This is a genomic window from Alkalibacter mobilis (assembly GCF_015594845.1).
In the GTDB taxonomy this organism is placed as follows: domain Bacteria; phylum Bacillota; class Clostridia; order Eubacteriales; family Alkalibacteraceae; genus Alkalibacter; species Alkalibacter mobilis.
Window position 1 is genome coordinate 1 of the sequence record NZ_JADNRK010000017.1, and the last position, 25,911, is coordinate 25,911.

22 protein-coding genes, 6 tRNA genes and 1 CRISPR repeat array are annotated in these 25,911 nt (G+C 37.3%); of the genes, 6 read left to right on the forward strand and 22 right to left on the reverse strand.

Annotated elements, in window-relative coordinates; all coding sequences use genetic code 11:
• Nucleotides 1-911: DUF7507 domain-containing protein (locus IWB18_RS08820; protein WP_195683262.1), on the forward strand; the 911-nt coding region annotated here is incomplete at its 5' end.
• A gap of 367 nt (nt 912-1,278) precedes the next feature.
• A CRISPR array of direct repeats spans nt 1,279-3,822; the repeat unit is 36 nt; unit sequence GTTGTAGCTCCCTTATGAATTTTGGTATATTAGACG.
• A 90-nt stretch (nt 3,823-3,912) separates the two neighbouring features.
• Here IWB18_RS08820 and cas2 read toward each other — a convergent pair.
• From cas2 to IWB18_RS08865, 9 genes are all read right to left on the reverse strand, one after another.
• Nucleotides 3,913-4,233 (reverse strand): CRISPR-associated endonuclease Cas2, encoded by a 321-nt coding sequence (cas2, locus tag IWB18_RS08825; RefSeq protein ID WP_195683263.1) that lies wholly within the window; start codon nt 4,231-4,233, stop codon nt 3,913-3,915.
• Entirely contained in the window at nt 4,226-5,128 is a 903-nt protein-coding gene (gene cas1 / locus IWB18_RS08830; RefSeq protein ID WP_195683264.1) for a type II CRISPR-associated endonuclease Cas1, read from the reverse strand. The genes cas2 and cas1 overlap by 8 nt, the downstream gene beginning before the upstream one ends.
• Before the next feature lie 11 nt (nt 5,129-5,139).
• Nucleotides 5,140-8,382 carry a type II CRISPR RNA-guided endonuclease Cas9 gene (cas9, locus tag IWB18_RS08835; protein ID WP_195683265.1) on the reverse strand — a complete coding sequence of 1,081 codons (3,243 nt, stop codon included), beginning with the start codon at nt 8,380-8,382 and terminating at the stop codon, nt 5,140-5,142.
• Between the two features lie 302 nt (nt 8,383-8,684).
• Entirely contained in the window at nt 8,685-9,575 is an 891-nt protein-coding gene (locus IWB18_RS08840) for a LysR family transcriptional regulator (protein ID WP_195683266.1), read from the reverse strand.
• 135 nt (nt 9,576-9,710) lie between these two features.
• A complete protein-coding gene (locus tag IWB18_RS08845) occupies nt 9,711-10,517 on the reverse strand; it encodes a dihydropteroate synthase (protein ID WP_195683267.1) in 807 nt (268 codons plus the stop codon).
• Between the two features lie 11 nt (nt 10,518-10,528).
• A complete protein-coding gene (locus IWB18_RS08850; RefSeq protein WP_195683268.1) occupies nt 10,529-11,656 on the reverse strand; it encodes a uroporphyrinogen decarboxylase family protein in 1,128 nt (375 codons plus the stop codon).
• Nucleotides 11,653-12,279, reverse strand: coding sequence for a cobalamin B12-binding domain-containing protein (locus tag IWB18_RS08855; protein ID WP_195683269.1), 627 nt, complete (start codon nt 12,277-12,279; stop codon nt 11,653-11,655). The genes IWB18_RS08850 and IWB18_RS08855 overlap by 4 nt, the downstream gene beginning before the upstream one ends.
• A 56-nt stretch (nt 12,280-12,335) precedes the next feature.
• On the reverse strand, nt 12,336-12,725 hold the full coding sequence (locus IWB18_RS08860; protein WP_195683270.1) for a hypothetical protein: 390 nt from the start codon (nt 12,723-12,725) through the stop codon (nt 12,336-12,338).
• A gap of 32 nt (nt 12,726-12,757) precedes the next feature.
• Nucleotides 12,758-13,354: a GTP-binding protein gene (locus IWB18_RS08865; RefSeq protein ID WP_195683271.1), complete on the reverse strand. Its 597-nt coding sequence runs from the start codon at nt 13,352-13,354 to the stop codon at nt 12,758-12,760.
• A gap of 306 nt (nt 13,355-13,660) precedes the next feature.
• Between IWB18_RS08865 and IWB18_RS08870 the strand changes: the two genes are divergently transcribed.
• From IWB18_RS08870 to IWB18_RS12630, 5 genes are all read left to right on the forward strand, one after another.
• Entirely contained in the window at nt 13,661-15,166 is a 1,506-nt protein-coding gene (locus IWB18_RS08870; RefSeq protein ID WP_225877816.1) for a sodium:solute symporter family protein, read from the forward strand.
• Nucleotides 15,167-15,591: 425 nt separating this feature from the next.
• Entirely contained in the window at nt 15,592-16,503 is a 912-nt protein-coding gene (locus IWB18_RS08875) for a LysR family transcriptional regulator (protein WP_195683272.1), read from the forward strand.
• A gap of 146 nt (nt 16,504-16,649) precedes the next feature.
• Nucleotides 16,650-17,462, forward strand: coding sequence for a DAPG hydrolase family protein (locus IWB18_RS08880; protein WP_195683273.1), 813 nt, complete (start codon nt 16,650-16,652; stop codon nt 17,460-17,462).
• A gap of 60 nt (nt 17,463-17,522) precedes the next feature.
• Nucleotides 17,523-18,668, forward strand: coding sequence for a uroporphyrinogen decarboxylase family protein (locus tag IWB18_RS08885; protein WP_195683274.1), 1,146 nt, complete (start codon nt 17,523-17,525; stop codon nt 18,666-18,668).
• A 27-nt stretch (nt 18,669-18,695) separates the two neighbouring features.
• Entirely contained in the window at nt 18,696-18,818 is a 123-nt protein-coding gene (locus IWB18_RS12630; RefSeq protein ID WP_269747924.1) for a hypothetical protein, read from the forward strand.
• A 259-nt stretch (nt 18,819-19,077) separates the two neighbouring features.
• Here IWB18_RS12630 and IWB18_RS08890 read toward each other — a convergent pair.
• From IWB18_RS08890 to gatC, 13 genes are all read right to left on the reverse strand, one after another.
• A tRNA-Leu gene (locus IWB18_RS08890) sits at nt 19,078-19,161 on the reverse strand.
• A 5-nt stretch (nt 19,162-19,166) separates the two neighbouring features.
• Nucleotides 19,167-19,242: transfer RNA gene (locus IWB18_RS08895), tRNA-Lys, on the reverse strand.
• A gap of 4 nt (nt 19,243-19,246) precedes the next feature.
• Nucleotides 19,247-19,322 (reverse strand) — tRNA-Gln (locus IWB18_RS08900).
• Nucleotides 19,323-19,348: 26 nt separating this feature from the next.
• A tRNA-His gene (locus IWB18_RS08905) sits at nt 19,349-19,424 on the reverse strand.
• A gap of 9 nt (nt 19,425-19,433) precedes the next feature.
• Nucleotides 19,434-19,510, reverse strand: a tRNA-Arg gene (locus IWB18_RS08910).
• 22 nt (nt 19,511-19,532) lie between these two features.
• Nucleotides 19,533-19,606, reverse strand: a tRNA-Gly gene (locus IWB18_RS08915).
• Between the two features lie 149 nt (nt 19,607-19,755).
• The gene (locus IWB18_RS08920) at nt 19,756-20,229 is read right to left on the reverse strand and encodes a metallophosphoesterase family protein (RefSeq protein WP_195683275.1); all 474 of its coding nucleotides are present in this window, start codon (nt 20,227-20,229) and stop codon (nt 19,756-19,758) included.
• On the reverse strand, nt 20,226-20,831 hold the full coding sequence (locus tag IWB18_RS08925; RefSeq protein WP_195683276.1) for an XTP/dITP diphosphatase: 606 nt from the start codon (nt 20,829-20,831) through the stop codon (nt 20,226-20,228). The genes IWB18_RS08920 and IWB18_RS08925 overlap by 4 nt, the downstream gene beginning before the upstream one ends.
• A gap of 13 nt (nt 20,832-20,844) precedes the next feature.
• Nucleotides 20,845-21,573: a ribonuclease PH gene (gene rph / locus IWB18_RS08930; protein ID WP_195683277.1), complete on the reverse strand. Its 729-nt coding sequence runs from the start codon at nt 21,571-21,573 to the stop codon at nt 20,845-20,847.
• On the reverse strand, nt 21,557-22,576 hold the full coding sequence (locus tag IWB18_RS08935; protein WP_195683278.1) for an AIR synthase family protein: 1,020 nt from the start codon (nt 22,574-22,576) through the stop codon (nt 21,557-21,559). Before IWB18_RS08935 ends, rph begins: the two co-directional genes overlap by 17 nt.
• Nucleotides 22,577-22,686: 110 nt before the next feature.
• On the reverse strand, nt 22,687-24,111 hold the full coding sequence (gene gatB, locus IWB18_RS08940) for an Asp-tRNA(Asn)/Glu-tRNA(Gln) amidotransferase subunit GatB (protein ID WP_195683279.1): 1,425 nt from the start codon (nt 24,109-24,111) through the stop codon (nt 22,687-22,689).
• An 11-nt stretch (nt 24,112-24,122) separates the two neighbouring features.
• Nucleotides 24,123-25,577, reverse strand: coding sequence for an Asp-tRNA(Asn)/Glu-tRNA(Gln) amidotransferase subunit GatA (gene gatA, locus IWB18_RS08945; protein WP_195683280.1), 1,455 nt, complete (start codon nt 25,575-25,577; stop codon nt 24,123-24,125).
• Between the two features lie 11 nt (nt 25,578-25,588).
• Nucleotides 25,589-25,876, reverse strand: a complete 288-nt coding sequence (gene gatC / locus IWB18_RS08950; RefSeq protein ID WP_195683281.1) for an Asp-tRNA(Asn)/Glu-tRNA(Gln) amidotransferase subunit GatC — start codon at nt 25,874-25,876, stop codon at nt 25,589-25,591.
• Between the last annotated feature and the right edge of the window lie 35 nt (nt 25,877-25,911).

A 25,911-nucleotide genomic window follows, 5' to 3' on the forward strand; every position in this document is an offset into this window, starting at 1 on the left:
CCGTAACCGCAAGCCATGTTGTTACGGAAACCGAAGGTGCGGAAGATGAGTTGACCAATACAGTCACCGCCATCTACGCTACAGGCGTTACTGGCATCACTTCTGTAACCGCGACCGATACTCATACGGTCCAGCTTGTACATCCGGACATTCAAATCATCAAAGATGCTGACGTAACTACTGCAAAAGTAGGACAAACAGTCACTTACACAATTTCTGTTACAAATACAGGTGACTGGGCGCTAGAAAACTTGGCGGTCAACGATAGCTTGATGGGAGATATAACTTCTGCATTTGGATTTGAAACTAGTCTGGCAGCAGGAGCAACCAAAACAGCTGTATTGCCTTACATTGTACAAGCGGAAGATGTCAATGCAGAAATGAAACTCATCAACACAGCTGACGTATATGCCAATCCAGTAGGACTTCCAAACGATATAACTGATGAAGACAGCGCAGAAGTAACCATTACCATGAATTATGATACAGCATGGGCATATAATGCAGATTACTCATTGGAAAATTGGGACTTGGTCAAATCCAATAACTGGGGATGGACTAACAAACTTCCAGCAGAAGAAGGAACATTTGAATTTGATTTGATCATGGGTGCAGGTGGAAATATTCCATCTAGCGGAACAATCGTAGGAAGCGTTACAGCAGTTGTAACAGCAGATCCTCAAAATATTGGAGCGTTCTGTGTTAGTGTCACTTATGATCTTGATGCAGGATACGAAATGGACGGCTTGCCACACATCTGGATCGGAAGTACTCCACTTCCTACAAAAAATAATAAAATGACAGATTCTCCCGGTCAGTTCCCATATGACGGAACAGAAACCATCTGCAACGTTATACCAGATAAGGATGGATTCCTGTATGTTGCATTCCACTCAGTAATCGAATACTGATCCATAGCAATAACCCTGGATCTCCCCAAGAACTTTAGTTCGAAGGGAGATCCATTTTTTATTGTATAATCTCTCCCCTAGGTCAAGTTATGATCTTATTCCATAATAACATCAATCATATTTTCAAAAGGTCAAAATCAAAGTTCTGATTATTTTTAAACACAATAAATAAAGTCTCGATATTTTACCTCTTATAATTCATTTTTCATCTTGAACATTTCTCATAAACTTACTTTTCGTTCTCTTGCACCTTTCAAAGTTCTTCAATGCAATTTGTTGCCTTAGGTTGAAGAACAATTTTGAATCAGTGCTATTATTTACCGCTTTTAATATTAGGTAAATGATATAATAAAAAAGAAGTTTTTCTTTTGTAGCTCCCTTATGAATTTTGGTATATTAGACGTTGACAGACGATTGGATAATCCAAGAGAAGGTTGTAGCTCCCTTATGAATTTTGGTATATTAGACGACCGTGTCTTTCGGTGCTTCTGGTTCTTCTGTTGTAGCTCCCTTATGAATTTTGGTATATTAGACGAATAGAGAGCGGACACTATTCATCGTATGAGTTGTAGCTCCCTTATGAATTTTGGTATATTAGACGTGCGCTATGTTTTAAAATCGATCAGCTAACGTTGTAGCTCCCTTATGAATTTTGGTATATTAGACGAATAGATGCACGTCTTAACGAACAGTTCACGTTGTAGCTCCCTTATGAATTTTGGTATATTAGACGATAAAGCAGAAATGGGGTGAATGAGTGAGCGTTGTAGCTCCCTTATGAATTTTGGTATATTAGACGGTCTACATAGATAACAATTACAAGATACTTGTTGTAGCTCCCTTATGAATTTTGGTATATTAGACGAACGGATTCGGTACTCTAACTAAATCCGCCGTTGTAGCTCCCTTATGAATTTTGGTATATTAGACGTTCGGCTTTTGTTCTGTGTGATTTTTTTTCGTTGTAGCTCCCTTATGAATTTTGGTATATTAGACGAGAAGTTTGAAACGGTGGCCAAAGAGATAAGTTGTAGCTCCCTTATGAATTTTGGTATATTAGACGATTAAAGCGTATTGGTAATATTGGTGTAATGTTGTAGCTCCCTTATGAATTTTGGTATATTAGACGGCCAAGTCTGTAGCCAATACTTGGGAAGAAGTTGTAGCTCCCTTATGAATTTTGGTATATTAGACGTACAGATGAAGAACTAGGCACAGGAGATGGGTTGTAGCTCCCTTATGAATTTTGGTATATTAGACGTGTCAGTTTGCAAAGCTCTAGGCATAAAAAGTTGTAGCTCCCTTATGAATTTTGGTATATTAGACGGGAAAAAGAAAATGCCTAAGGTGACGGCAAGTTGTAGCTCCCTTATGAATTTTGGTATATTAGACGACCTTTCGTTTCAGGAATTGAATTGTATGAGTTGTAGCTCCCTTATGAATTTTGGTATATTAGACGACCTTTCGTTTCAGGAATTGAATTGTATGAGTTGTAGCTCCCTTATGAATTTTGGTATATTAGACGATGCCTATAGGCTTAAAACTGGTAAAAGTCGTTGTAGCTCCCTTATGAATTTTGGTATATTAGACGTGGAACGTTCGTTACATCATGGGCGCGACAGTTGTAGCTCCCTTATGAATTTTGGTATATTAGACGAACCGCCAACGTACGCAAACGTACGCAGACGTTGTAGCTCCCTTATGAATTTTGGTATATTAGACGGCCGATAAGTAAACTAGCTGGGATGTTGTCGTTGTAGCTCCCTTATGAATTTTGGTATATTAGACGGTAGAAAGACATCTTAAAGAAAAGTTCAAAGTTGTAGCTCCCTTATGAATTTTGGTATATTAGACGCCATGGGATCTTTCGTGTAGTAAACATCCAGTTGTAGCTCCCTTATGAATTTTGGTATATTAGACGGCCGTCAAGAAAGAGATCACCAAAAACTGCGTTGTAGCTCCCTTATGAATTTTGGTATATTAGACGGAAATCTATTTGCTTGATAGAGGCGAACGCGTTGTAGCTCCCTTATGAATTTTGGTATATTAGACGGTTACGAATCTGCAAGGTTCTATGACCGTTGTTGTAGCTCCCTTATGAATTTTGGTATATTAGACGTATCTACGTGCATTTAATATTCTAGTCGGAGTTGTAGCTCCCTTATGAATTTTGGTATATTAGACGTCGAAAAAGGATTGAACCCCTATTTCCAAGGTTGTAGCTCCCTTATGAATTTTGGTATATTAGACGACGGGGCATCGAATCCGTATGCCGTATCAGGTTGTAGCTCCCTTATGAATTTTGGTATATTAGACGGGGAGATAGCGACAGGACTCGACTACACACGTTGTAGCTCCCTTATGAATTTTGGTATATTAGACGAATACCAGATAACCAATGACATGTATCTCAGTTGTAGCTCCCTTATGAATTTTGGTATATTAGACGGAGACTACTATGCCAATAATAGCGAAAACAGTTGTAGCTCCCTTATGAATTTTGGTATATTAGACGCGATGATCAAAAGAAGTTTGGAAATTTAGCGTTGTAGCTCCCTTATGAATTTTGGTATATTAGACGCACTAGTTCTCCCAGCATCTGGATATATTCGTTGTAGCTCCCTTATGAATTTTGGTATATTAGACGTCTATGACCAGGACTTTTTACAGTATATGTGTTGTAGCTCCCTTATGAATTTTGGTATATTAGACGAGTTGAATTAGAGGGTCATAGATCAATAATGTTGTAGCTCCCTTATGAATTTTGGTATATTAGACGCAAAAGATACGTAATCACTATAATAGAACTGTTGTAGCTCCCTTATGAATTTTGGTATATTAGACGAAAGGATATTTTCATCAATAAAGACTGGGAGTTGTAGCTCCCTTATGAATTTTGGTATATTAGACGACGCCAAAAATCAAACCCTTGGTATCATTGGATATCAGGGGTTTGGTTTTATAAATTCCTTATGTATTCGGTTATAATTTGTTGTTTTTTCTAAAAAATTGTTAATTGCTCACATACAAACGGTGTATCATCCTGCTTGTAGTCACCTAACAAAATTTCCATAGCTTCATATTGTTTTTCTGTTACAACCATCAGGCGTATGGATCCATTATCCGGTAGATTGACTTGCAATCGCTCTCGGTGCTTGTTGACTGCATCAATACCGTTGCAAACTCTTCCATAAACTGAGAATTGAATCATGTGATAACCGTCTTTCAATAAAAAATTTCGGAACTGAGTGGCTTCTCTTCTTTCTCTTTTCTTCTTAACCGGCAAGTCAAAAAAAACAATCATTCTCATAAATTTATTCATATGAATGTTGTCTTAGTCCAATCAACCTAGGTAGTAATAGCTCATCCGTTCCTTCCTCAAGAGTTCTAGTAAGACTTTTTACAGTTCTTTCGATAGCATAACTAACACTGTGAATTTGATTTCCTGACTCAACGCTACAGTTAAGTAGATTAAATAGCTGATGTTTTATTGCCGGTTTTAAATCAGCCTCATTGTCATAGGAAATATTTTTCCCGACAAACAAATCTACAATCGGCCTGAACGGTTCCATCAAGTCATCTGCCAAATTAAAACTATTTTGCTCATTGTGATGAAATATCCCAAGTGAGGGTTCAAACCCATAAGAAGCCAACTGCCGAGCCATACACCCTCGTAATATTGCATATCCGTAGTTTAGAGATGCATTGACTGTACTATCGATCCCTCTATAAAATTCATTTCCAAACAATTTGGAAAAATAGTATCTTGCCGCTCTTCCTTCAGCGTTGTCTACATCGCCAGATTTTACGTTTTCTTTAATATCAAGAAGTTTTATCGAACCATCCTTATTCAACAATTTCAAACATATGGCTTGGTTTTCGATCTTTGTTTGCACAACATCTTTCCACAATTGTTTTATAAATGGTTTCTTTTGATTTAGTTGTTTCTTCAGCACTTTTAACTTTCTGCTATGAGACCACATGGGCAAAAGAAGCCCACAAGGCAAATGCTTTTGATCGCAAACAAAAACAGTGACCCCTTTCTCGCTTAATGCTGAAAGCAAATATACTGAAATGTTACTTTTCAAATCTTCCAGCATCAGGCAATTTATATCTTCTATGGGTATGCTGAAAGTATCGTCTGCTTGGACAATAAGTTGATTATTTTTACAACTTAACTTTGCCGATGATGAAACAAAAATATTTCGATATCCCATCTCGCACCTTCTTACTTAAGGGGCATACGCATTTCTTTGCGTACTTCATCATACTGTCCTAATGGATCAACCTGAAATTTCACTAAGTTTTTTAGAGTTTTTATTCCCAAACTTTTTACTTCGTATGTATTGTCGTGATTTATTACCGTAATGGACCCTGTATTTATTCCAGCTTTGACGAAATAAAATTTTTGAATATCGCTTTCTTTATTCCTTCCTAATGTACTTTCTGCACTTACTGTAGTCATCCTTATTGGTTTTTTTGATTCTACCTCAATCAAATCATTTGGGTATAAAGAAAAAATAAAATCCTCTTCATTCATCTCTTTCCAATTGTCATAGTTTTTGTTAGCTACTACTGCTTTATTCGGGAGTTTATCTTTCATCCTATCTGCTATATACAAAGGTACAAAATAATATCCGTCATCTTCCACATGGAAAACATCAATTCTTATCATGCTGTCATTGAGGGCAACTCCATTTCCATCATGAACATCTACACCCATTGTTGCTTTTTCTATTATTTTTACTTTTTTGACCAACGGCCCCTGATCACCTGAGCTGGTGGGTTTGTAGAACGGTTCTTTAAAGGCTTTTTCTCCGTTACCCCCAAATCCAATCAATTGTGTTTTCAAGGCTTCGTATAGTAATTTGTCGCTCTCAGGATTAAAGTATCCGGCTATTTCACCTTCTTTGTCCAGTTTCAAATTTTGTATTGGTCTCTTAAGTACTAACAAACCTTCATCTTGCAGTCTTGGACTATAAATAGTCTCTTTATGGGCTGGTCCGGTAATTTTTCTCCTTGGCATACGAGATACAAATATTGGGTCATAATTCTCACCTTTATACATACCTGTATTCTTCAAGAATCCTACGGGATCATCCATAAGACGTATTTCTAGTTCGTTTCTGAAATCATGCCACGGCATCGGGAATTTTTCAATGATCTCCCCTGTCCTTTTGTCAACAACATGTTCTTCCTTTTGTACATATCTTCGCTCTTTATAATCATAATATTTCGAAACCTTTTGAATCATGCCATCGGTCGTGCAGGCAACTACCAATGCATCAACTGTATGATGCAAGTCACCGTTTTCCCTAACTTTTGTGATTCCCCACCTCTTTCTTAAAAAACTGGTTATTGATCCATTTACTGCTGTTACCTTCTTCTTTTTGTTTGTGTTGTTATCTTCGAATAATAAATAGTCATTTAGATAATTCAGCATAAACCTGGAAATATGTTTTGTATCATTTAGATTTCGGTCTTTGAACTTGCTTTTATCTTCATCTGTGAGTTTCTCTTTTAACATATTAGTTCTTTTTCTTTTATCTTTAATGGCATTGTTGACCCAAACTTTGAACTTGTCAGCTTTCTCACCTTTAAGATATTCCAACGGCAATCTATTTCCCTTTTGTCGGTTCTCGCTAGCCAAGACTACTACTTTATTTGCATACCCATCATCAAAAGATATGCTATATGGGATTATATGGTCTACGTCCGCATATCCAGTTTCGAATAGTCTGACTGCTTGTATTTCTCTCAATGAGTAAGGGCAAATACCATCTTGCTGTTGCCAGAGCTTATATTTGACTATGTCCATGCCTGTTGGATTTAGGCGACCCAGTTCTTTCAGCCTTTCTTTAATTCTCTCGTTTAATGCACGATTTTCTTTCATACCCTTCTCGATTTCATTTCTATCTTGAAAGTTTTTCGCCATTTCTCTAGCCAATTCCACACCGATAAAAGTCGGGCTTTTATCATACTTTCGTATTATACCATTAACGACTTTTCTAGTCTGAGCAACTGCTCTTCGAACTACAGGACTTGTAATTTCATCAAACTCCTCTATTTCCGCCGGAAGTAAGAAATATTTCTCCTTACCCCCATGTGCCCGGAAATCATACCCAGCTTTTTCACATGCTTCATTATATTTTGATCCTTCTTCCATGAAAGGAATGATTTTATACAATGCCTTTATGCTTAAAGCTGCAAACTTGTTGAAACCATTAATATTCGCCAATAACGATTCTAAATCTGCTTTTGGCAATCCTAACGGCCTTAGATATTCAATTATTTTTTCATCTGTCTTATATACAGTAAATGCATATGCAATAGTATTCAAAGCTTCCTCGTCATAAGATGCTATTTTATTTTTTTCTACTTTATCCAGGGCAAGACGGATTTTGTGAAACCCGGTTAAATAAGTAAATTTTGTTTTCTTCTCGACTTCGTCAATCGATTTGGTTCCATAACTCAAATTTGCAAACAATGCTTTTTCAGGAATTTCTAATTTTTTTCTTATTTTATCAAATGTCAAATTTTGCACTTTGAATGCCAGTCCCTTAATTATATTACGTTCCTCTTTTGTCAGAAATCTTTGATTTCCATCAAGAGTAATTTTCATATGATTTATATTCTGAAGCAAATTAAAGTATTCAAATGAATAAGCTGCTTTAGGGGCTCTTTTTTCTTCCTTTTCAAACCGACAGTTGCCAATCATTTTTTCAATCTGATTTCCAGCATAAGGGCTTGGCTCCCCAGGACCCTCATCAAAAGAGCGTTGAGAAAACAAAATGTCGATGTATTCATCTTCCAGTAATTTGTCCATGATCAAATTACCAAATTCTCGTTGCTTGTTGAAAATCTGTTGAACTTCATCCAGTACCATGCTTCTTGCTATAGTATGAGAGTAGTCATCACTTTTATTTCGTTTGTGTTCTTCAAATTTTGAATCTAAATATAGCATTTCTCCTATTGTTCTATATCCTTTTTCTTCCATTAACTTACTATTTTCATCGACTGCCTTGAGCAGTTTTCCTGATTCTTCATTCGCATTGCGTTCTGACTTTCGATTTGATTTAAATCCTCTCCTCTGTGCCAGGTGTATCAGTAACCGCACGATTTCATCTTGGTTTAACACCCGATCCAATGACTCCACACGAATTTGATAGATGTCTGTATTATTTCCGTTATGAAATATTGATTCCACATTTTGTACTGTAATGAAACCCCTATTTATTAGTAATTGCTTTATACGGTCCAAACGGTGTTTTTTGCGTCGTATCCTTCTTCTGGCACTTCTTGCTTCTCTTCGTGGCAAAGCCAATGAAGCACCATCCTTAGGGTTTTCCGCCCGATCGAAAATCCGGACTCCCATATCCATTATTTTTTCTGGTTCGTCGTTTTGATTCAAGGCGACAGTCGCCCACCCAACAGATGTGATACCTATATCAAGTCCAATTTTATAACTCATTAAAAAACACCTCCCTGTTACACCATTATATAGAAACATATTTTATTTTTCAAATTTTTACAAAAAAAGATGACACCCCATCCTAAAATGAGGTGTCAGAGCTTTTCGGTTTGTTACCTTATTGCAACAACCCTATGAGTTTTGGTACATTAGACACTTATATAATATCATAAATCTACAAGAATGTTAACCTATTTAGAAATAATTTTTAAATCATTAAATATAGTATTATGCTTAATTTTCCACTCTGAATAAGCAATCGGCTATTTATTCAAATCCAGTTATTCTACATTTATATATATTCAGTCAATTTTTTCATGAAAAAATAATTTAGTGAATAATTCTCTTGCCGGATTTTGATTATTTTGATGCCATGCTAATGTCAAATAAGGCTCAAAGTTTGCATCTATACTTAAAAATTTAATATTCGGGTTTTGTCGCAAAGCATTTCTACTATCGAGAATAGCTACACCTAATCCTGATTCAACCATTAGCATAACAGTTTGTATTGAAGGAGCGTACTGGATCCTCGGTGTAAAACCTCGTGTTCTGCATTCATCGATTATTAATTTCGAAGATTCTTCAGAGTCTTCGACAGAGTCTATAATCAAGGTCTCATTTTTTATATCATATAATTTTACACTTTCATGAGATGCAAGCGGATGACTTCGTATAACTGCTAAATTATCTTTATTTGTTTCATCAATTATTCTGTATTGTATGTTAGTTCTATTTTTAATGTCAAAATATAAAGTTATTGCAATATCTAGCTTTCCATTATATAAGCGATCCACTAACCCCTTAAAACTGTAGTTTCTCAGAACAACATTCAAGTCAGGATAATACTTGTTTAAATATTGCAAAGCATCCGGAAATAAGTCCCCAACATACTCTCCATCAAGAATTCCGATATTCAAATCCCCGGACATGCCTTTATGGGTATTTTGAGCTTTTGCTACTGCCAGATTATACTCATCATAGATTTTTTGAAATGCCTCGACTAATACGCTACCTGCAGGCGTCAATTTCACTTCGCGATTACTTCTGATAAATAGTTCTAAATCCAACTCTTTTTCCATGACATTAATTTGGCGGCTTAAAGCTGGTTGGCTAATATATAACTGATCCGCTGCTTGTGAAAAATTCAAGTATTTTGCCACCGTCAAAAAATATTTGATGTATGTTAAGTTCATGTTAGCCCCCCTTCGATCTTTTATGTAAATCTCATAATCATTATACTTCTTTTTTACAATTAATCACACCTGTTTTGAAAATTGAAAAGCTGAAATATTCCATTCAGTATCATTGGGATATTCCAGCCTTCACTGTTATTTTTTTTTACTAAAACTATCTTTTGCAGCATTAGTGTACTTCCTACAAAATCGATCTTTCCCCAACAACAAATCAGTTGCATACAAGGATTCAATCAATTCCACATCTGATGGATTCACAACTGCACTATCCATCCCAAATGCCCTAGCTAATGTCAAAAAAGTTCTGTTAATTAAACTCCTATTTGGAAGTCCAAAAGAGATATTACTCAGACCTCCAGCGATATGGGCATCCGGATAAGCAGAACGTATTTCTCTGATGCAATCAAAGGCTATATTTCCCGCGCTCTGATCTGTTCCCACGGCCATAATCAACGGATCGATAAATACTTTGTCATCATCGATTTCTTTTTTATGAGTTTCCTTAAAGATGACTTCGAGAGCTTGCATTCGTTCATCTATAGTTTTAGGCATTCCAGATTTCGATTCATCCAATGCCAATGCAATAACTTCACAGTTTTTTTCTTTAATAAAAGGCAGAAAATCATCTAGTCGTTCCATATCAGCATTGATTGAATTGATCATTGGTATTTCTCTAACTATTTCAAGGGCAGCTTTTATTGCACTTGGTGTTGAACTATCGATACATATCGGGGTATCCACAACAGATTGTACCGTTTCAATCAACCATATCAAGTCTTCTGTTTCTCTATCTGGATCCGTCCCAGCATTGATATCCAAATAGTCTGCACCTGATTCAGCTTGCGACTTTGCAATATCCATTATGTATAATTCATTTCGCTCTATTACGGCTTCTTTTATCTTTTTCCTAGTTCCATTTATTTTTTCTCCAATAAAAATCATATTGCAATCTCCTATTTGTATTCTGCTGCAGTTTTGATCATTGCAACCATATTTTCAAATTTTGCATTTGCTGGAGCATCGCAACCAGATGTAATAATAGTGCCTTTAATACCAACATCATCTATTAGTTTCTTGACATAGTCACTCACTTTATCCGCACTTGCAGTAGACAAAAGAGGTGCCGGCACATCACCCATAAATGCAACGTGATCTCCCAACAGCTTTCTGGCTCTTCTCAAATCTGTCATACCATCCGTATTCAATACACATGATTTAGCAGGCATCTCCAAAAATCTTTCAATATCTCTATCCCAATTTTGATCCAAATGGAATACAGGTATAAAACCTTTGTCCAACATGGCTAAAGCCATTTCTTTCATATAAGGCCATACTAGCTTATCCCATATCTTTGGAGAAACAAGACCTGAAGCTCCACGCCATCCACCGACCCAAGCACCTATTGCATTTGCGTTTGTAAGCATATTAATAGAATTTTCAATTACCTTAGGTAGCATTACATCTTGAGCCTCTTTTATTTTATCCGCTATCTTGTAGCAATCCATAAAAAACTTAGGCATACTCCTAGCCCCTGATAATATTTCAAAAGGTGGTGCTGTTGCAATCTCAGAAACAAGTGGAAAACCATTCTCAATAAAGGCTTTCGACTGTTGTGGTCCTTCCTCTGAAATATATTGCATAAATTGTTTAACTTCTTCCATATCAATAACTTTAGGCAATACCATTTCTCGAAATGCTTCAAATCCATTTTCTATAATAAAATCGTAGGTCTCCCTATCTATAACAGGTTTTTCATCTATCTGCCACAAGTCATCATCTGGAAGCTCTCTTCCTGGAATTTTTACTTTTGCCAGCCACATTGTTGTTAGAATAACGTGCATCATACCTGGATATGGCGTATTTAAAAAATCAATAGGGGCTTCGTTATCTACCAGTTTTATATAATCGATATAAGCTTGAAATCCTTTTTTAGTATCAGTAATATAATCTTTCATCAACATGCCCATATGGTTTGCAGGTGTTGCTGGCCCACCATATGCAGTCCCTGCGCTAACATTTTCAAATTTAATTATGCTTTTATATTTGGCAACCTTTTCATCATAAGTCAATATGCTACTCATAATTCCATCAGCTCCTTTGCTATTGTGACTGCTTCTTGGGCGTCCTTGCCGAACTTGTCTGCTCCAGAATAATCTACAACGCTTTGATCGACTGGACCTCCACCTATAATTATTTTCACATTCTCTCTCAATCCTGCTTCGGTTACCGCTTCTACGGTTTCTTTGATTGCATCATAACAGGTTGTCAGAAGACAAGAAAGAGCCAATACTTTAGCATTTGGATTCTCTTTAAGCGCTTGAACAAATATCTCTGGTTTCGCATCTACTCCAACATCAATTACTTCAAAATTACCAGCGCTGAGCATCGCGTATACTAAATCTTTTCCAATATCATGGATATCTCCATCAACCGTTCCCAAAACTACTGTTCCTAAAGTCTCGCCGTCCTCACTCGAAAAATATGGCTTGATTACTTCATTTACCTCTTTAAAAATATTTCCAGCCATCATTAAATCTGAAACGTAATATTCTCCTTCTTGAAACCTCTTTCCAACTTCGTTCATACCATCCTGACACTCTGCAAAAATCTCCGTAGGTGACTTTCCGTCATTCAATTGCTTTTCAACTTCCACTAGAACTTTTTCATCCTCAAGATCTGCAATTAATTGTAAAATAATGCTCATATAAATACCTCCTCATTTTTTATATAAATGGAATGATTAAGCAAACCATCCAATTATTATTGGTTTTCGTGATCATGGATTTTGTTCTGATCAATGGTTTTAACGGTAATTGCTACTTGGTTCTTCAATGCAATTGCTTTACTACATTTTTCAATCACCTTTACAGACGTTTCACTGCTTATATTATTTATTATGGAATTTACAATTATGTCTATTCTCTGGTAACTATTGACTCCATCGTACACAACATCTGCTGGCAACTCTCTTTTGTATATGTTCACTTTTATGAAGTCCTTACCTACACCTGTAAATATTGCTTTTATATGTCCTATATGACATTTGTTAGAATCACATACTTGATTAGCATAACAATTAAAAATTTGTTCTAATAACTCTGACCAGTTAGCTAATTCTTCTCTAGTTGTCTTTTCTAGTGAAATATTCATCACCGTCGCTTTAAAATCATCTTGATACAATTTCAGATCAGTCCTTCCAAAGTTTTTTTCACCTGCTGATTCACTAAGTTTGGTGTAACGATTTCAATAATCTCAACATTGGGATTGTTGATTTTTATCAATTCGTATGCTTTCTTTTTAGTTTTTTCGTCAGCATACTGCAGTTTATTTAAGAGAACAAAATCAGCTTGTTTGATACTTGTTATGATCAGCGGGAAAATTACTTCTTCAAACATGTCAAATCTCGAAATATCAAATACAAAGTAATTTTTAATTTCATTTCTATCCACACCATAATTTGATATAGCATTTAAAGCACTTTGTGGATCTGCCATTCCACTAGGTTCAATAAAAATCATATCCGGATTATAATCATTTTCCAGTTGATTGATCGCATTTTCCAACCCTGCCGCCAAAGTGCAACAAACACAACCTCCAAACAATTCCCAAACATTAAACCCAAGTTGTTTCATGTACTGATTGTCGATCCCAATTTCTCCGATTTCATTAACTATAAGAGCAATCTTGGCGTTTCGTTTCAAGGTATATTCGATCAACTCTTTTAAGAAAGTTGTTTTCCCCGAACCTAGAAAGCCCGTAGCAATAATTATGCACTTCATTACTTGCACAATCCTTTCATAAGTAAATGTTATATTTTATATTTTTTTTTCAGATTTGAATGTTAATCAAAGTATAGAACAGGCATATTCAATTGTGAAATATCAGTTTTTAATCGCATTATGCAATATTGTTATTAATAACTTTTTCATATATATTAATGCAAATTTGTTATTATACATTTTTTTGTAAACGTTATACAATTTAAAAAACTTGATACACAACTAATAAAGATCATGCTAGTGCCGGCAACATGATCCAACTAAGAAGTTATCTTGTTTGTTTTTCAATGAGGAAAATATAAAGTTATGAAAGGAATGAATTATATGCAAATGGATGTTTTGCTTATTGTATTGCTTTACGAAATTCTAACCATCGTTGGTGTTGGCTGGTATCTTTCGAAAAGAGAAAAAAATAACTTTTTGTCTTCTGAAGAAGAAGACAGCTTCATTCTTGCAGGACGTGGAATGAATACCACACAAGTCGGGGTCACCTTGGCACTAACCATGTTAGGTTCCGCACATATATGGGGCACTACAGCAAATGCTGCCTTTGTTGGCGCTACCGCAGTTTGGTTTGGTTTAGCCTGCACAGTCATGATGGTCGTGATTACGCAAATGACAGGGCCTTGGGTTAGAAAGCTGGGTACTTCCACAACGCCTGAATTTATTGGATTGTTATACGGAAAAAAATCTCGAATTATAATTTCTTGCGTCATGGGACCTCTGATTTTTGGTTTATTGATGTTGGAGACACAAGTAATCGGTATCACTTTTGCAGCCATGACTGGATGGGACATCGGATTAGGTTGCTTGGTGGGAGGTATATTTGGGATTGGGTATGTATTATTTGCAGGTATGAAAGAAGTGTCTTGGTTGAATATGATAAATGCTGCCTTGATGTATATTGCACTAATTCTAACAGCTGTCGCTTTATTCTTTGTACTTCCAGGTGGTTGGGACGCTGTTGCAAACCATTACACTTCAATGGATCAAGAGTACATGTTAAGCATTTTTGGAACTCCTGACATCTTATTCGCATTTGCTCTGCCTACTATTATCACTACAACTTTCTTCCAAGGAATTAGTCAAATGGGTTTGCATACAGCCATCGCTGCGAAAAATGCAACGACCGTTCGCAAGTCTTTGTTGATTGCAGGTCCCGTCAATGGTCTATTTTGTATAATACCTACATTGATTGGTTTGGCTGCCATGTCTATTCCTCAATTTGCCCAATTAGGTCCTGCTTTAGCATCTCCTGTTATGCTCGTATCGTTACTGCCTAAACCGTTAGTAATACTCCTGTTGGCAGGATTTTTAGGTGCCTTACTTTCAACGTTTGCAATGACTTCTCTGGCTCCTGCAACAATCATTGTTAAAGATTTATACGTATCATTATACAAACCGAATGCATCCGAAAAAGAACAAACCAAGATGGTTCGTATAGCTATATTAATTCTAAGCGTTATCGCCATTGCCGTAACTGTTTCCTTCCAACCCGATGTTATTACTGCAATTAATTGGATATTTAGTTGGATGATTCCTGTATTTTCAATCAGCATAATTGGATTATTTTGGAAACGTTCAGAGGCAGCAGCTCTTATTACAATGTTCTTATGCTGGGCTTTAAATTGTTTATGGAGCATGACGAGTTTTCCGACTATAATTGGTATGGATAACGTCCATGTTGCCATTATGTCCTTAATAGTTTCTGTTATTTCAGGAATTCTTCTAACATTTTTCTTGCCTGGAAAACCCGGATTTTTTAGCGAAAATGTACACAAAACTCAAGAAGTTGGAGGAAAAATCGCATGATGTTCTGGAATATAGTAATCCCTTCGGTCGCTATTTGTTTAGGAATAACTTTTGCTGGATATTTTCTTGCAAAGCTTTTCCAAAAAGACTTAGACAACTAATAAAATTTAAGGATGTGCTAATATGAGTGTATTGACTTGGATGTTAATTATCGTTTTGGGAATGTTTGTCTATGGCGCATTGGCAATCATTTTTGCTATCAAGGGTAAAAACCTTGATGATCAACTTTCAAAAATCGACTAAATTGTATTACTGTGTTTATATGAAAATAGTCCATAGAAAAATCAGTATCCTCGTAACTGGGGTACTGATTTTTCTCTATAAAAATAAATGTTTTCAATTATAAAATAACTCAAAAGTTTACTTTGTAACAATAGTATATTTGATATAATAAATATCAGTCGTATCGAGTAGGAGTGAAGGGAATGGACCGCAACAATTTACAAGATGTAAGTATTTACCAAATGCAACTATTTATAGTAGTCGCTGAAGAATTGAATTTTTCACGTGCTGCTGAAATTATGAATATCACACAACCTACACTAAGCAAGAGAATCTCTACACTGGAGAATATGATAGATATGAAGCTCTTTAATCGAAAAAATCGTCCCATAGAGTTAACGCCCAGTGGAAAAATACTTTATGAATCTTGGAAAAAAATCTGTGAACAATTTCAAAAATCTTTAAACGAATCTAGAAAACTCACCGATAACATGCAGTCAAAGCTGAGAGTTGGGTGGTTTGATTCGGGAAATATGCTAGGCCCAATATCACTTGTCGGAAAGCAGTTGTCACGTACCTATGAAAATCTTTTTTTTGAGCAAAGCTATTCTTCATTTCTTGAGTGGCGAAGTTTAATATTAAACAATGTAATTGATATAATGGTTACGATAAAAATGGAAGAAGAACATTTGACCAAAGAATTTTCCTATGATACTGTCTCTGTCTGTCCGAAGTTGGTATGTATGTTGGATGATAATCCATTAAGTCAGAAAGATAAAATAATTTATGAAGATCTTAAAGATCAAAAGTTTGTAATGCTGCCTATGGATATTTCCATTTATCATCAATATATTAATAAACTATGCCAAGAGCATGGTTTTATTCCTAAAGTAGCTCGATATGCACCAAATCCCAATTCCCTTATTAGTAATTTGCTGGGGGATGACGAAATTGTTGTTTGTGATAAATATCTAAGAGATATTGACAATCCAATTATCAAGTGTTTTGAATTGCCTAATACTTATAGTGGGCTCATAGTTGTATGGAAAACAGGAAAAGAAACCGAATATATTAGAGAGTTCATTACATTATTTAAAAAATATTTTGAAGAGTAGAAGGCATTATAGTATTCCGATGTGGAATACTATAATGCCTTCTTTCAATTGTTCATATTAAAAAAGTAATGCTATACTTTATTTTAGAAAACGTTTTCTTTATAATTTCTACTAACAATTAAAGAATTTAAAGCAGGAGGCAAATTATGAAAAAAGTACCTGTTACAAATAGCGACAAAGAAAAGAGTTATTTCAAGTATTATTTAAAAAAAATAAATGAGGGTCCAATTGAGAAACATGCCAAGGTAAGCGATGGGATATTGGATAATTCTACAGCACTACGAATTCATGATCGTAATGATTTATTTAATGAAGGTTATCTATCCGAGGAGTTTGGCCAATGGCAACTTGAGGATGGAACAGCTTTAATTGCCAATAAAACTTTTTTCCCAAATGTAACCGGAGAAATGTTTGACTGGTGGTTCGCATGGCATCCGATTGATAGACTACGGTATGCGATATGGGATAACGAAGACCATTATGACGTTAATTTGGAAGATCCAAGTAAAGCTTTAGATTTTTCTCTATCTATGAGAGAAAGGCATTGGGGTAGCATCCACTATATTTGGGAAGATATCGGAACAGGAAACGTAGACTTATTAAAAATATCATTTAAACGTCCCTCAGAATTTGGTTATGATGAAAGCAAAGTTGATACAGCACTTTGCAATGCATTAATTTGCGCAAATGTTTTGGTGTATGGCAATGATAAAATGCCCGATGTTCCAGTTGTAATGACACATTTTTTACGACCAGTAAAGGGTGGATCAGAACTTAGGTCACGATTTTGGTTTGGGTGGCAAATTATTGACGGACATCCTGTCAAGAGCATTCCTGATGATTTGCAAATACCAATTGCCGGGCCAGAAGCTCTGCTTAAACACAATATTAAAGAATTCTCTAATTTAGCTGAAATCTTACCGCTAGTTTATAAAGAAGAAAAAGATAATTGGATCTAAAGTAACAATCGAATTTTATATATAAACGATATTAATCTATATAAAAGTGGAGGTCTATTTATGAATAAGGAACAAGTTTATAATGAAAAAATTGCGAGAATTCAAAAAACCTGCAATTTGGAAGAACCGGATAGAGTGCCTATTATTTCTTTTATACAAACATATGCAATCTCATATGCCGATTCAACAGCTCAGGAATGTCTAAAAAGCACAGATAAAGAATTTGAAATTTATGGTAAGTATCTAAACGACATGGATTTCGACGGAACAATTTTATTTGGCATAAACAGACCTATGAAATCCTATGAAAAATTGGGATATAACGCATTTTTCTTTTCAGAGGATAAAGTAACATTGCAGCATAAAGACAACTGCGTTTTGCCAACAGAAGATATTGATGAATATATAAAAGATCCAATTTTATATTTGAGAAATAAGGTATTATATGAAAGGTTCCCTGCACTTAAGAAACCTTTCCCGGAGAGTTTAAAAGCATTGGCAGAATCATTTGGTGAATTTGCTGCTTTTGGAGAAAAAAATAATGCAATAGAAAACTTTTTGAAAAGTGAATGTGCAACTCCAATGATAACAAGTGGTATCGCTGAGCCGGCACTAGATCGATATATTTGCTATAGAGGTTTTGCAAACGGGATGCCGGACTTAAGAAGAAGACCTGAAAAGGCTCTGGAAGCAGTTGAAGCAACATATCCAATTGTTGGACCTAACCCCAATTTAAAATTGTCTAACTTCCCTTATGTTTTTTATCCAGTAGTAACTGCGACCTATTTAGGCAGAAAACAATTTGAAAAATTCTTTTGGCCAACGGTAAAAAGAGCACTAATGGATTATTACAATTCAGGAGCAAAAGTATTGATGTGCTTGGAGGGAAACTGGGAACATGTATATGATTTATTATTGGATTTGCCCAAGGGATTTTTAATCGGAGCTGTAGAAAATTCCGATTTGAAAAAAGTAAAAAAAGACATTGGCAATCATATGACTATAATGGGTGGTATGCCACTTGAACTTCTTAGAACAGGAAGTAAACAACAATGTATCGATTACGCAAAAGAAACAATTGATAATTGTGCGCCTGGTGGAGGATTTATGTTGGGTCATGATAAAGGCGTGCTATCGCCTAACGATATAAATCCTGAAAATCAGAAAGCTGTAATTAATTTTGCACGTGAATACGGAAAATATTAATATAAAAAATATCAGGGGGTGCAAAAAATGGTTAACGATAAAACCGTACAAGAGTTATTTGAAGAATTAAAATTAAATCTAACTTTTTTACCGAATGAGGAAGCAAAAGAAGAACTTCTTAAAATTTTCACCTATGTCTTATCAATGTAATCAAAACTCAATAACAAAATGCTCGATCCATTGCAAACCCACTCTTTCCAGTGGGTTTTAATTTATTCAAGGGTTTGTTCGTTGTGGTTTTATTTTGTACATGTACAACAAATATGATCAATTTTTCAGGTTTTCTAAATTTAGCCGCAAAAAGCGGTCTCCTGTTTGAATCATTTAAAGAGTTGTACCTTTTTAAACTCTTTGCACATCAACTCCAAAAAATGAAAAAAACCTTGATTTCTCAAGGTTTGTAATCATTTGGTGCGGATGACAGGAGTCGAACCTGCACACCGAAGGCGCTAGATCCTAAGTCTAGTGCGTCTGCCAATTCCGCCACATCCGCATAAATGGTGACCCATCCGCGACTCGAACGCGGGACACCCTGATTAAAAGTCAGGTGCTCTGCCAACTGAGCTAATGGGTCAAGTTGGCTGGGGTAGCAGGACTCGAACCTACGCATGCCAGAGTCAAAGTCTGGTGCCTTACCGACTTGGCTATACCCCAATATAGTGTATTATTTTTTTGGTAAATGGGGTGGATAATGGGACTTGAACCCACGACATCCAGAACCACAATCTGGCGCTCTGCCAGCTGAGCTATACCCACCACATCAAATGGCGCGCCTGCAGGGATTCGAACCCCGGGCACACGGCTTAGAAGGCCGTTGCTCTATCCTACTGAGCTACAGGCGCATGTTTTAAAAATAGTGATAAATGGAGCGGGTGAAGGGAATCGAACCCTCGCGACTGGCTTGGAAGGCCAGGGCTCTACCACTGAGCTACACCCGCAAACATATAAAATGATACACTATTTCGCTTGAAGTTTCAAGCTTTTTTTAATAACTGCTGTCCCGTTTCTTAAGGACAAGGATTAGTATACATTACAAACTCATCCAAGTCAATACTTAAAAACAATTTTTTATTTTTTTTTGAAAGTTTTACTCCAAGTAGGAAATGGCCACATCCAAACCCTTGTTTCTCAAGGTTATTTTACCATAACTATGATATTTTTGCCCTCGTTTATCTCCAATGCTTCCCGGATTCAAAAATATTATTCCACCTATCTCTTCGTTGGATGGAATGTGAGAATGTCCAAATAGAACTATATCTATTTTGAGTTCCTTGCATCTGTAGAAAAGATTTTGAAGACTGGTTTTTATCCTGTACTTGTGGCCATGAGTGAGCAGGATCCTGTATCCTTTTTCTTTCAGGACCAATTCTTCTTCATGATTGGTATAATCTGTGTTTCCCTTTACCAATACTATCCTGGCATCGGTCAGATCTTTAATTTTGTCCACATCTTCTGCATTGTCTCCCAGATGTATTATCAGATCGATATTTTCGCTGTTTTCGACTACTTTTTCCATTCTTCCGGTATTTCGGTGGCTGTCACTAAAAACCAATATATTCATCGTTTTTCCTCTTCCGAAATCTTGACTATGATTTCTTTAGCATCTTTCAATGCAACCGCTCTGTGGCTAATTGAATTCTTTTCTCCTCCGTCAAGTTGAGCAAAAGTTTTACCTTTTGATTCCACATAAAACAAGGGATCGTAACCAAATCCTCCCTCTCCTCTTTGGGATTCAAGGATTTTCCCCGGACATTCACCTCTGAAAACATACTCCCTGCCGCCTTCATCGATAAATGCTATAACGCAGACAAATCTTCCGCTTCTCTTGTCTGACGGTACATCTTTCATAAGTTCTAAAAGCTTCTGATTGTTTTCCTCATCAGAGGCATTTTCTCCGGCAAACCTGGCGGAATAGATCCCTGGAGCACCATCCAAGGCATCAACCTCCAATCCTGAATCGTCCGCTAAAACGGCATGAATTGTGTGTTTTCGAACTTCTCTCGCTTTGATAAGTGCATTTTCTTCGAAGGTGCCTCCGTCTTCAACAATATCTATCAGGATTCCCTCTTCCTTCATTGTTGCAAAATCAAATCTTTCAAGACCAAGTATATCCGCGATTTCTATTTTCTTGTGTTCATTTCCTGTTGCCACTACTATTTTCATTCTATCACCACTTTTAAATAATTATGGAATCCGAATTGTCTTTTTGAATCTTTATCAATTTTTCTATACCAAGTTCCGCCAATTCCATTAGCTTGGCGAATTCATCTTTTTTAAACGGCCTTTCTTCTCCTGTACCTTGGATTTCTATTATCTCTCCTGTTTCAGTCATTACCACATTCATGTCAACTTCTGCGTTTGAATCTTCAAGATAGCACAAATCAAGCAATGGTTCCTGGTTTGATATTCCAACACTTACAGCTGCTACATAGGTTTTAAGCGGAATTGAATCTATCATATTTTTTGCTTTGAGTTTTGAAAAGGCATCTATCAACGCGATGAAAGCGCCTGTTATGGATGCGGTCCGGGTTCCTCCGTCAGCTTGAATTACATCGCAGTCGATCCAAACGGTCCTCTCCCCTAATTTTTCCAGGTCTACTACAGACCTTAGCGCCCTACCTATAAGCCTTTGGATCTCCACATTCCTTCCGTCTGCTTTTCCACGACTCATCTCTCTTGTTTTTCTGGTATGTGTCGCACTTGGCAACATGTTGTATTCAGCTGTTATCCATCCCTTGTTTTGACCTCTCAAAAACGGCGGGACCTTCTCTTCTATCATGGCAGTGCAAATAACCTTTGTATTGCCTGCCTCTATAAGCACAGATCCATCAGCGTACATGGTAAAGTCCCTGGTTATTTTTATGTCTCTCAATTGATCTGATTTTCTGTTATCTATTCTCGTCATCATTTTCTCCTTTTTTAAGAGCTCTGTACAAATCATCGCTTTCCGGCGGTTTGATCTCAACCACACCCTCCGATGTTATCAACTCTGTTTTCCCTTCAACAAACTCTCCGGCTACATTTGCATTTATTTGCATTGCTTTCAGCTCTTCAATAATCTTTAGTGCATCAGCTCCGCTGGCAGCTATAAGCATAACGCCACTTGAAATCAATTTAAGCGCATCTATATCAAAGTAATCTGCAATTTTTTTAGTAGAGTTCAACAATGGTATCTTTGTCTCATACAAATTGACGCCCAAATCGTACTTCTTTGCAACTTCCCATGCGGCCCCAAGTACTCCGCCTTCAGTAACGTCGTGCATGTATTTAGCACCGTTTTTTCCGGCCGCGACCCCTTCTGACGTTACGCTTAAAGAGTTTCTCAGAGATTCGATCTCTGCGATATCTTTATCATCAAGTATCTTTGACAATTTTCCCTTGAATTCGTCGAACAATATAACTGTTCCTTCGCACCCCGCGAACTTGGTTAGGATCAGTTTATCCCCCGCTTCGACGTTCCTGCCATATACGACTTCATTTTTTCTGCCCTTGCCCAAGCTTGTAGCCGATACTACAATTCTGTTTACTGCATCCGTTACTTCCGTATGCCCACCTATAAGTTCGATATCCGAAGCATTGCAAATTTTGATAATATCCTCTACAACTGCTTTAACTTCGCTGATCTTCGCAGAAGGCGGGATAAGCAGTGTAGTCATTATGGCAAAAGGCTTGACTCCTTTTGTGGCTACGTCATTTCCTGAAACTATCACTGCCAGTTTTCCTATTTCTGAAGCAGTGGCGGTTATGGGATCCGTAGATATTACGCAGATTTCATCTCTGAAGTCGATAAGACTGCAATCCTCAGAAAGCCCGCTGCCTACTATGACGTCAGGATGATGATATTTGATTTTTGAAAATATTATCTTGTCTAACAGCTCGTTGGAAATTTTTCCGACCTCCAAGTTCATCACCTTTCTTTACAGAGTAATTATAACATATTAGCGTCCACTGGTTTTAACAGCTGCAAGCAATAACAAGCAAAAGTTTCCACCTAAGCAGAAACTTTTGTATTTTAAATCTAGATTTCGTTCATGCACTCTTTGATTAGTTCATTTACCATTTGTGGGTTTGCCTTACCTTTTGTTTGTCTCATTATCTGGCCCACCAAAAATCCTATGGCTTTTTCCTTGCCGCTTCTTAGATCCTCCACGGACTGGGGATTTGCCTTCATCACTTCAAGGACCATACCCTTAAGTTCACCTGCGTCGCTCATCTGCGCAAGATTTTTTTCTTGAACAATAACTGAAGGTTTCTTGCCCGAATCGAACATCTCCTTAAGTACCTGTTTCCCGATGCTGGTGCTTATTGTATTTTTATTGATCAGGTTAACAAGTTCTCCCAGATCTTCCGGCGAAAAGCCCGCCTCCTCTATCGAAATGCCTTTTTCGTTCATAGTCGCCGAGATATCACCCATCAACCAGTTGGCTGCTGATTTGGCGTCGTTGCATACGTCCACCGTCTTCTCAAAAAATGTCGCGATTTCCTTTGATGCCACAAGTATTTCCGCATCGTAATCTGAAAGATTCCATTTTTCCATATACTCCGCTTTTCTGACCCATGGAAGTTTGGGAAGATGCCTTTCTATATTTGAAATATACTCTTCAGTCAAAACCACAGGCACGAGATCAGGGTCTGGAAAATATCTGTAATCGTGAGCTTCCTCTTTACTTCTCAGTGAATAACTCTCAGTTTTGTCATCGTCCCATTTCCTGGTTTGTTGGATTATCTTGTTGCCTTGTTCAATTTCAAAGATCTGCCTTTTAGCTTCGTACTCTACGGCTCTTTCCAAGGCCCTGAAAGAATTTAAGTTTTTCATTTCAGTCCTGGTTCCCAAAGGATCTCCAAATTTTCTCACAGACAGATTTACGTCGAATCGCAAGGATCCTTCCTGCATCTTGCAGTCAGACACCTCGGTGTATTCCAAGATGGATTTGATCTTTTCGGCAAATGCCCTGGCCTCTTTTGCACTTCTCATATCAGGCTCGGTAACGATCTCTATTAGCGGAACTCCGCATCTGTTGTTGTCTGCATAAGTTCCCGTTGAATCGTGGTTTAGTTTGCCCGCATCTTCCTCTATATGTATCCTTGTTATTCCGATGGTTTTCTTTTCCCCATCCACATCGATCTCAACACTTCCGTTTTCACAAATGGGCAGATCGAATTGAGAAATTTGGTAAGCCTTTGGCAAATCTGGATAAAAGTAATTTTTTCTATCCATTTTGCTGAATCTGGCTATGTTGCAGTTGGTGGCGATTCCCGCCTTTACTGCATACTCTACAACTTTTTTATTTAATACCGGCAATACCCCAGGAAGTCCAAGACAGACCGGACATGTCTGGGTGTTTTCTTCTGCACCGAAAGCAGTGCTGCAGCCGCAGAATATTTTCGTTTTAGTGTCTAATTCTGAATGTATTTCAAGACCTATGACTATTTCATACTCCATTTGTCCGCCTCCTATAATTTCGCTTTTTTACGATGATGATCAGTAGCCTGCTCGTAAGCGTAAGCCGCTTTCAATATGTGCTTTTCCCCGAAAGCTTCTCCTGTAAGCTGCATTCCTATGGGTAATCCATTGGAGTCAAAGCCACAGGGAACGCTGATGGCCGGTATCCCTGCAATATTTACCGGTACTGTGTAAATATCCGACAAGTACATTTCCAAGGGATCATCACTTTTTTCTCCAAGTTTGAAAGCAGTTGTTGGACAAGTGGGTGATAATAGTACATCGCAATTTTTAAAGGCCTCGTCAAAATCTCTTTTGATAAGAGTTCTTACCTGAAGGGCTTTTTTGTAATATGCATCGTAATAACCTGAGCTTAGAGCATATGTTCCAAGCATTATTCTTCTTTTTACTTCGTCACCAAAGCCCTGGCTTCTTGTCTTTTTATAAAGATCCATAAGATCGTCGTATTCTTCGGCTCTATAACCATATCTGATGCCGTCGTATCTGGCGAGATTTGAACTGGCTTCAGCTGAAGATATTATGTAGTATGCAGAAAGGGCATACTTTGAATTCGGAAGATCTACCTCAACTATTTCAGCCCCCAGACTCTTGTATACTTCAATGGCTTCCTGCAAGCTTTTTTCTACATCCGGGTTCAGACCTTCAGCAAAGTATTCCTTTGCGATGCCGATTTTGAGCCCCTTAATGTTGGTATCAAGGTAAGAAGTATAGTCTTCCTTTTCTTTCCTTACAGAAGTTGAATCCTTCTCGTCGTGACCTGCTATGTGATTTAGAACAATTGCACAGTCGGTTACGTCTTTTGTTATCGGTCCAATTTGGTCCAAGGACGAGGCAAAAGCTACCAACCCGTATCTTGAAACCAATCCATATGTTGGTTTCATACCAACGACACCACAAAATGAAGCCGGCTGTCTTATTGAACCCCCGGTATCGGATCCAAGGGAAAATACCACTTCATCAGCAGCCACGCAAGCTGCAGAACCTCCGCTGGAGCCCCCAGGCACCCTTGAGAGATCCCATGGATTTTTTGTGCTTTTCACCGATGAATTCTCGTTTGAAGATCCCATGGCAAATTCATCCATGTTTGTTTTTCCAAGAACTATCGCCCCTGCAGCCTTGAGCTTTGAGCTCACAGTTGCATCGTATGGCGGTATGAATCCTTTTAGTATCTTTGAAGCACATGTTGTTTCCACACCTTCGCTACAAATGTTGTCCTTTAAGCCGTACGGTATTCCAAAGAGTTCTGAATGCGGTTTTTCGTCTGTTGCTGCATCCGCCGCCTTGGCTTGCTCCAAAGCCTCTTCCTTCATTATTTTCAAGAAGCTGTCAACCTTGCCTTCGACATCTTCTATCCTGTCAAGATATTTCATGGCTACATCTTCGTACGTGATTTCACCGGCATCAATAAGTGCATTTATTTCGTGTATAGTGTTTATCTTGTCCATCCATCTTCCTCCTATTCGATTACCTTCGGCACTTTAAAGCATCCCTTGTCTTGGGAAGGTGCATTCATCAACGCCTTTTCCCGATCAAGGGATGGCACGGGAACATCTTCCCTAAGTACATTTTTCACAGGCAGAACATGAGCTGTCGGCAAAACATCGGTAGTGTCGATTTGATTCAGCTGATCTTCGTATTCAAGGATCTTTCCCAGCTGTTCCACATATTTGTCAACTTCATTTTCGTCAATTTCCAACCTTGCAAGATCCGCTACGTATATTACATCTTCTTTGGTCAGTTTCATATTATCACCTCGGATAGTTTTTTTACATTTATAAT

Coding starts and splice junctions, on each gene's coding strand:
- IWB18_RS08885 (WP_195683274.1), top strand. CDS start 17,523: ATGAATAAGGAACAAGTTTATAATGAAAAAATTGCGAGAATTCAAAAA.
- IWB18_RS08860 (WP_195683270.1), bottom strand. CDS start 12,725: ATGAATATTTCACTAGAAAAGACAACTAGAGAAGAATTAGCTAACTGG.
- cas9 (WP_195683265.1), bottom strand. CDS start 8,382: ATGAGTTATAAAATTGGACTTGATATAGGTATCACATCTGTTGGGTGG.
- IWB18_RS08855 (WP_195683269.1), bottom strand. CDS start 12,279: ATGAGCATTATTTTACAATTAATTGCAGATCTTGAGGATGAAAAAGTT.
- IWB18_RS08840 (WP_195683266.1), bottom strand. CDS start 9,575: ATGAACTTAACATACATCAAATATTTTTTGACGGTGGCAAAATACTTG.
- IWB18_RS08845 (WP_195683267.1), bottom strand. CDS start 10,517: ATGATTTTTATTGGAGAAAAAATAAATGGAACTAGGAAAAAGATAAAA.
- rph (WP_195683277.1), bottom strand. CDS start 21,573: ATGACGAGAATAGATAACAGAAAATCAGATCAATTGAGAGACATAAAA.
- cas2 (WP_195683263.1), bottom strand. CDS start 4,233: ATGAATAAATTTATGAGAATGATTGTTTTTTTTGACTTGCCGGTTAAG.
- gatC (WP_195683281.1), bottom strand. CDS start 25,876: ATGAAACTGACCAAAGAAGATGTAATATACGTAGCGGATCTTGCAAGG.
- gatB (WP_195683279.1), bottom strand. CDS start 24,111: ATGGAGTATGAAATAGTCATAGGTCTTGAAATACATTCAGAATTAGAC.
- IWB18_RS08935 (WP_195683278.1), bottom strand. CDS start 22,576: ATGAACTTGGAGGTCGGAAAAATTTCCAACGAGCTGTTAGACAAGATA.
- IWB18_RS08880 (WP_195683273.1), top strand. CDS start 16,650: ATGAAAAAAGTACCTGTTACAAATAGCGACAAAGAAAAGAGTTATTTC.
- gatA (WP_195683280.1), bottom strand. CDS start 25,577: ATGGACAAGATAAACACTATACACGAAATAAATGCACTTATTGATGCC.
- IWB18_RS08865 (WP_195683271.1), bottom strand. CDS start 13,354: ATGAAGTGCATAATTATTGCTACGGGCTTTCTAGGTTCGGGGAAAACA.
- IWB18_RS08925 (WP_195683276.1), bottom strand. CDS start 20,831: ATGAAAATAGTAGTGGCAACAGGAAATGAACACAAGAAAATAGAAATC.
- IWB18_RS08870 (WP_225877816.1), top strand. CDS start 13,661: ATGAAAGGAATGAATTATATGCAAATGGATGTTTTGCTTATTGTATTG.
- IWB18_RS08875 (WP_195683272.1), top strand. CDS start 15,592: ATGGACCGCAACAATTTACAAGATGTAAGTATTTACCAAATGCAACTA.
- IWB18_RS08850 (WP_195683268.1), bottom strand. CDS start 11,656: ATGAGTAGCATATTGACTTATGATGAAAAGGTTGCCAAATATAAAAGC.
- cas1 (WP_195683264.1), bottom strand. CDS start 5,128: ATGGGATATCGAAATATTTTTGTTTCATCATCGGCAAAGTTAAGTTGT.
- IWB18_RS08920 (WP_195683275.1), bottom strand. CDS start 20,229: ATGAATATATTGGTTTTTAGTGACAGCCACCGAAATACCGGAAGAATG.
- IWB18_RS12630 (WP_269747924.1), top strand. CDS start 18,696: ATGGTTAACGATAAAACCGTACAAGAGTTATTTGAAGAATTAAAATTA.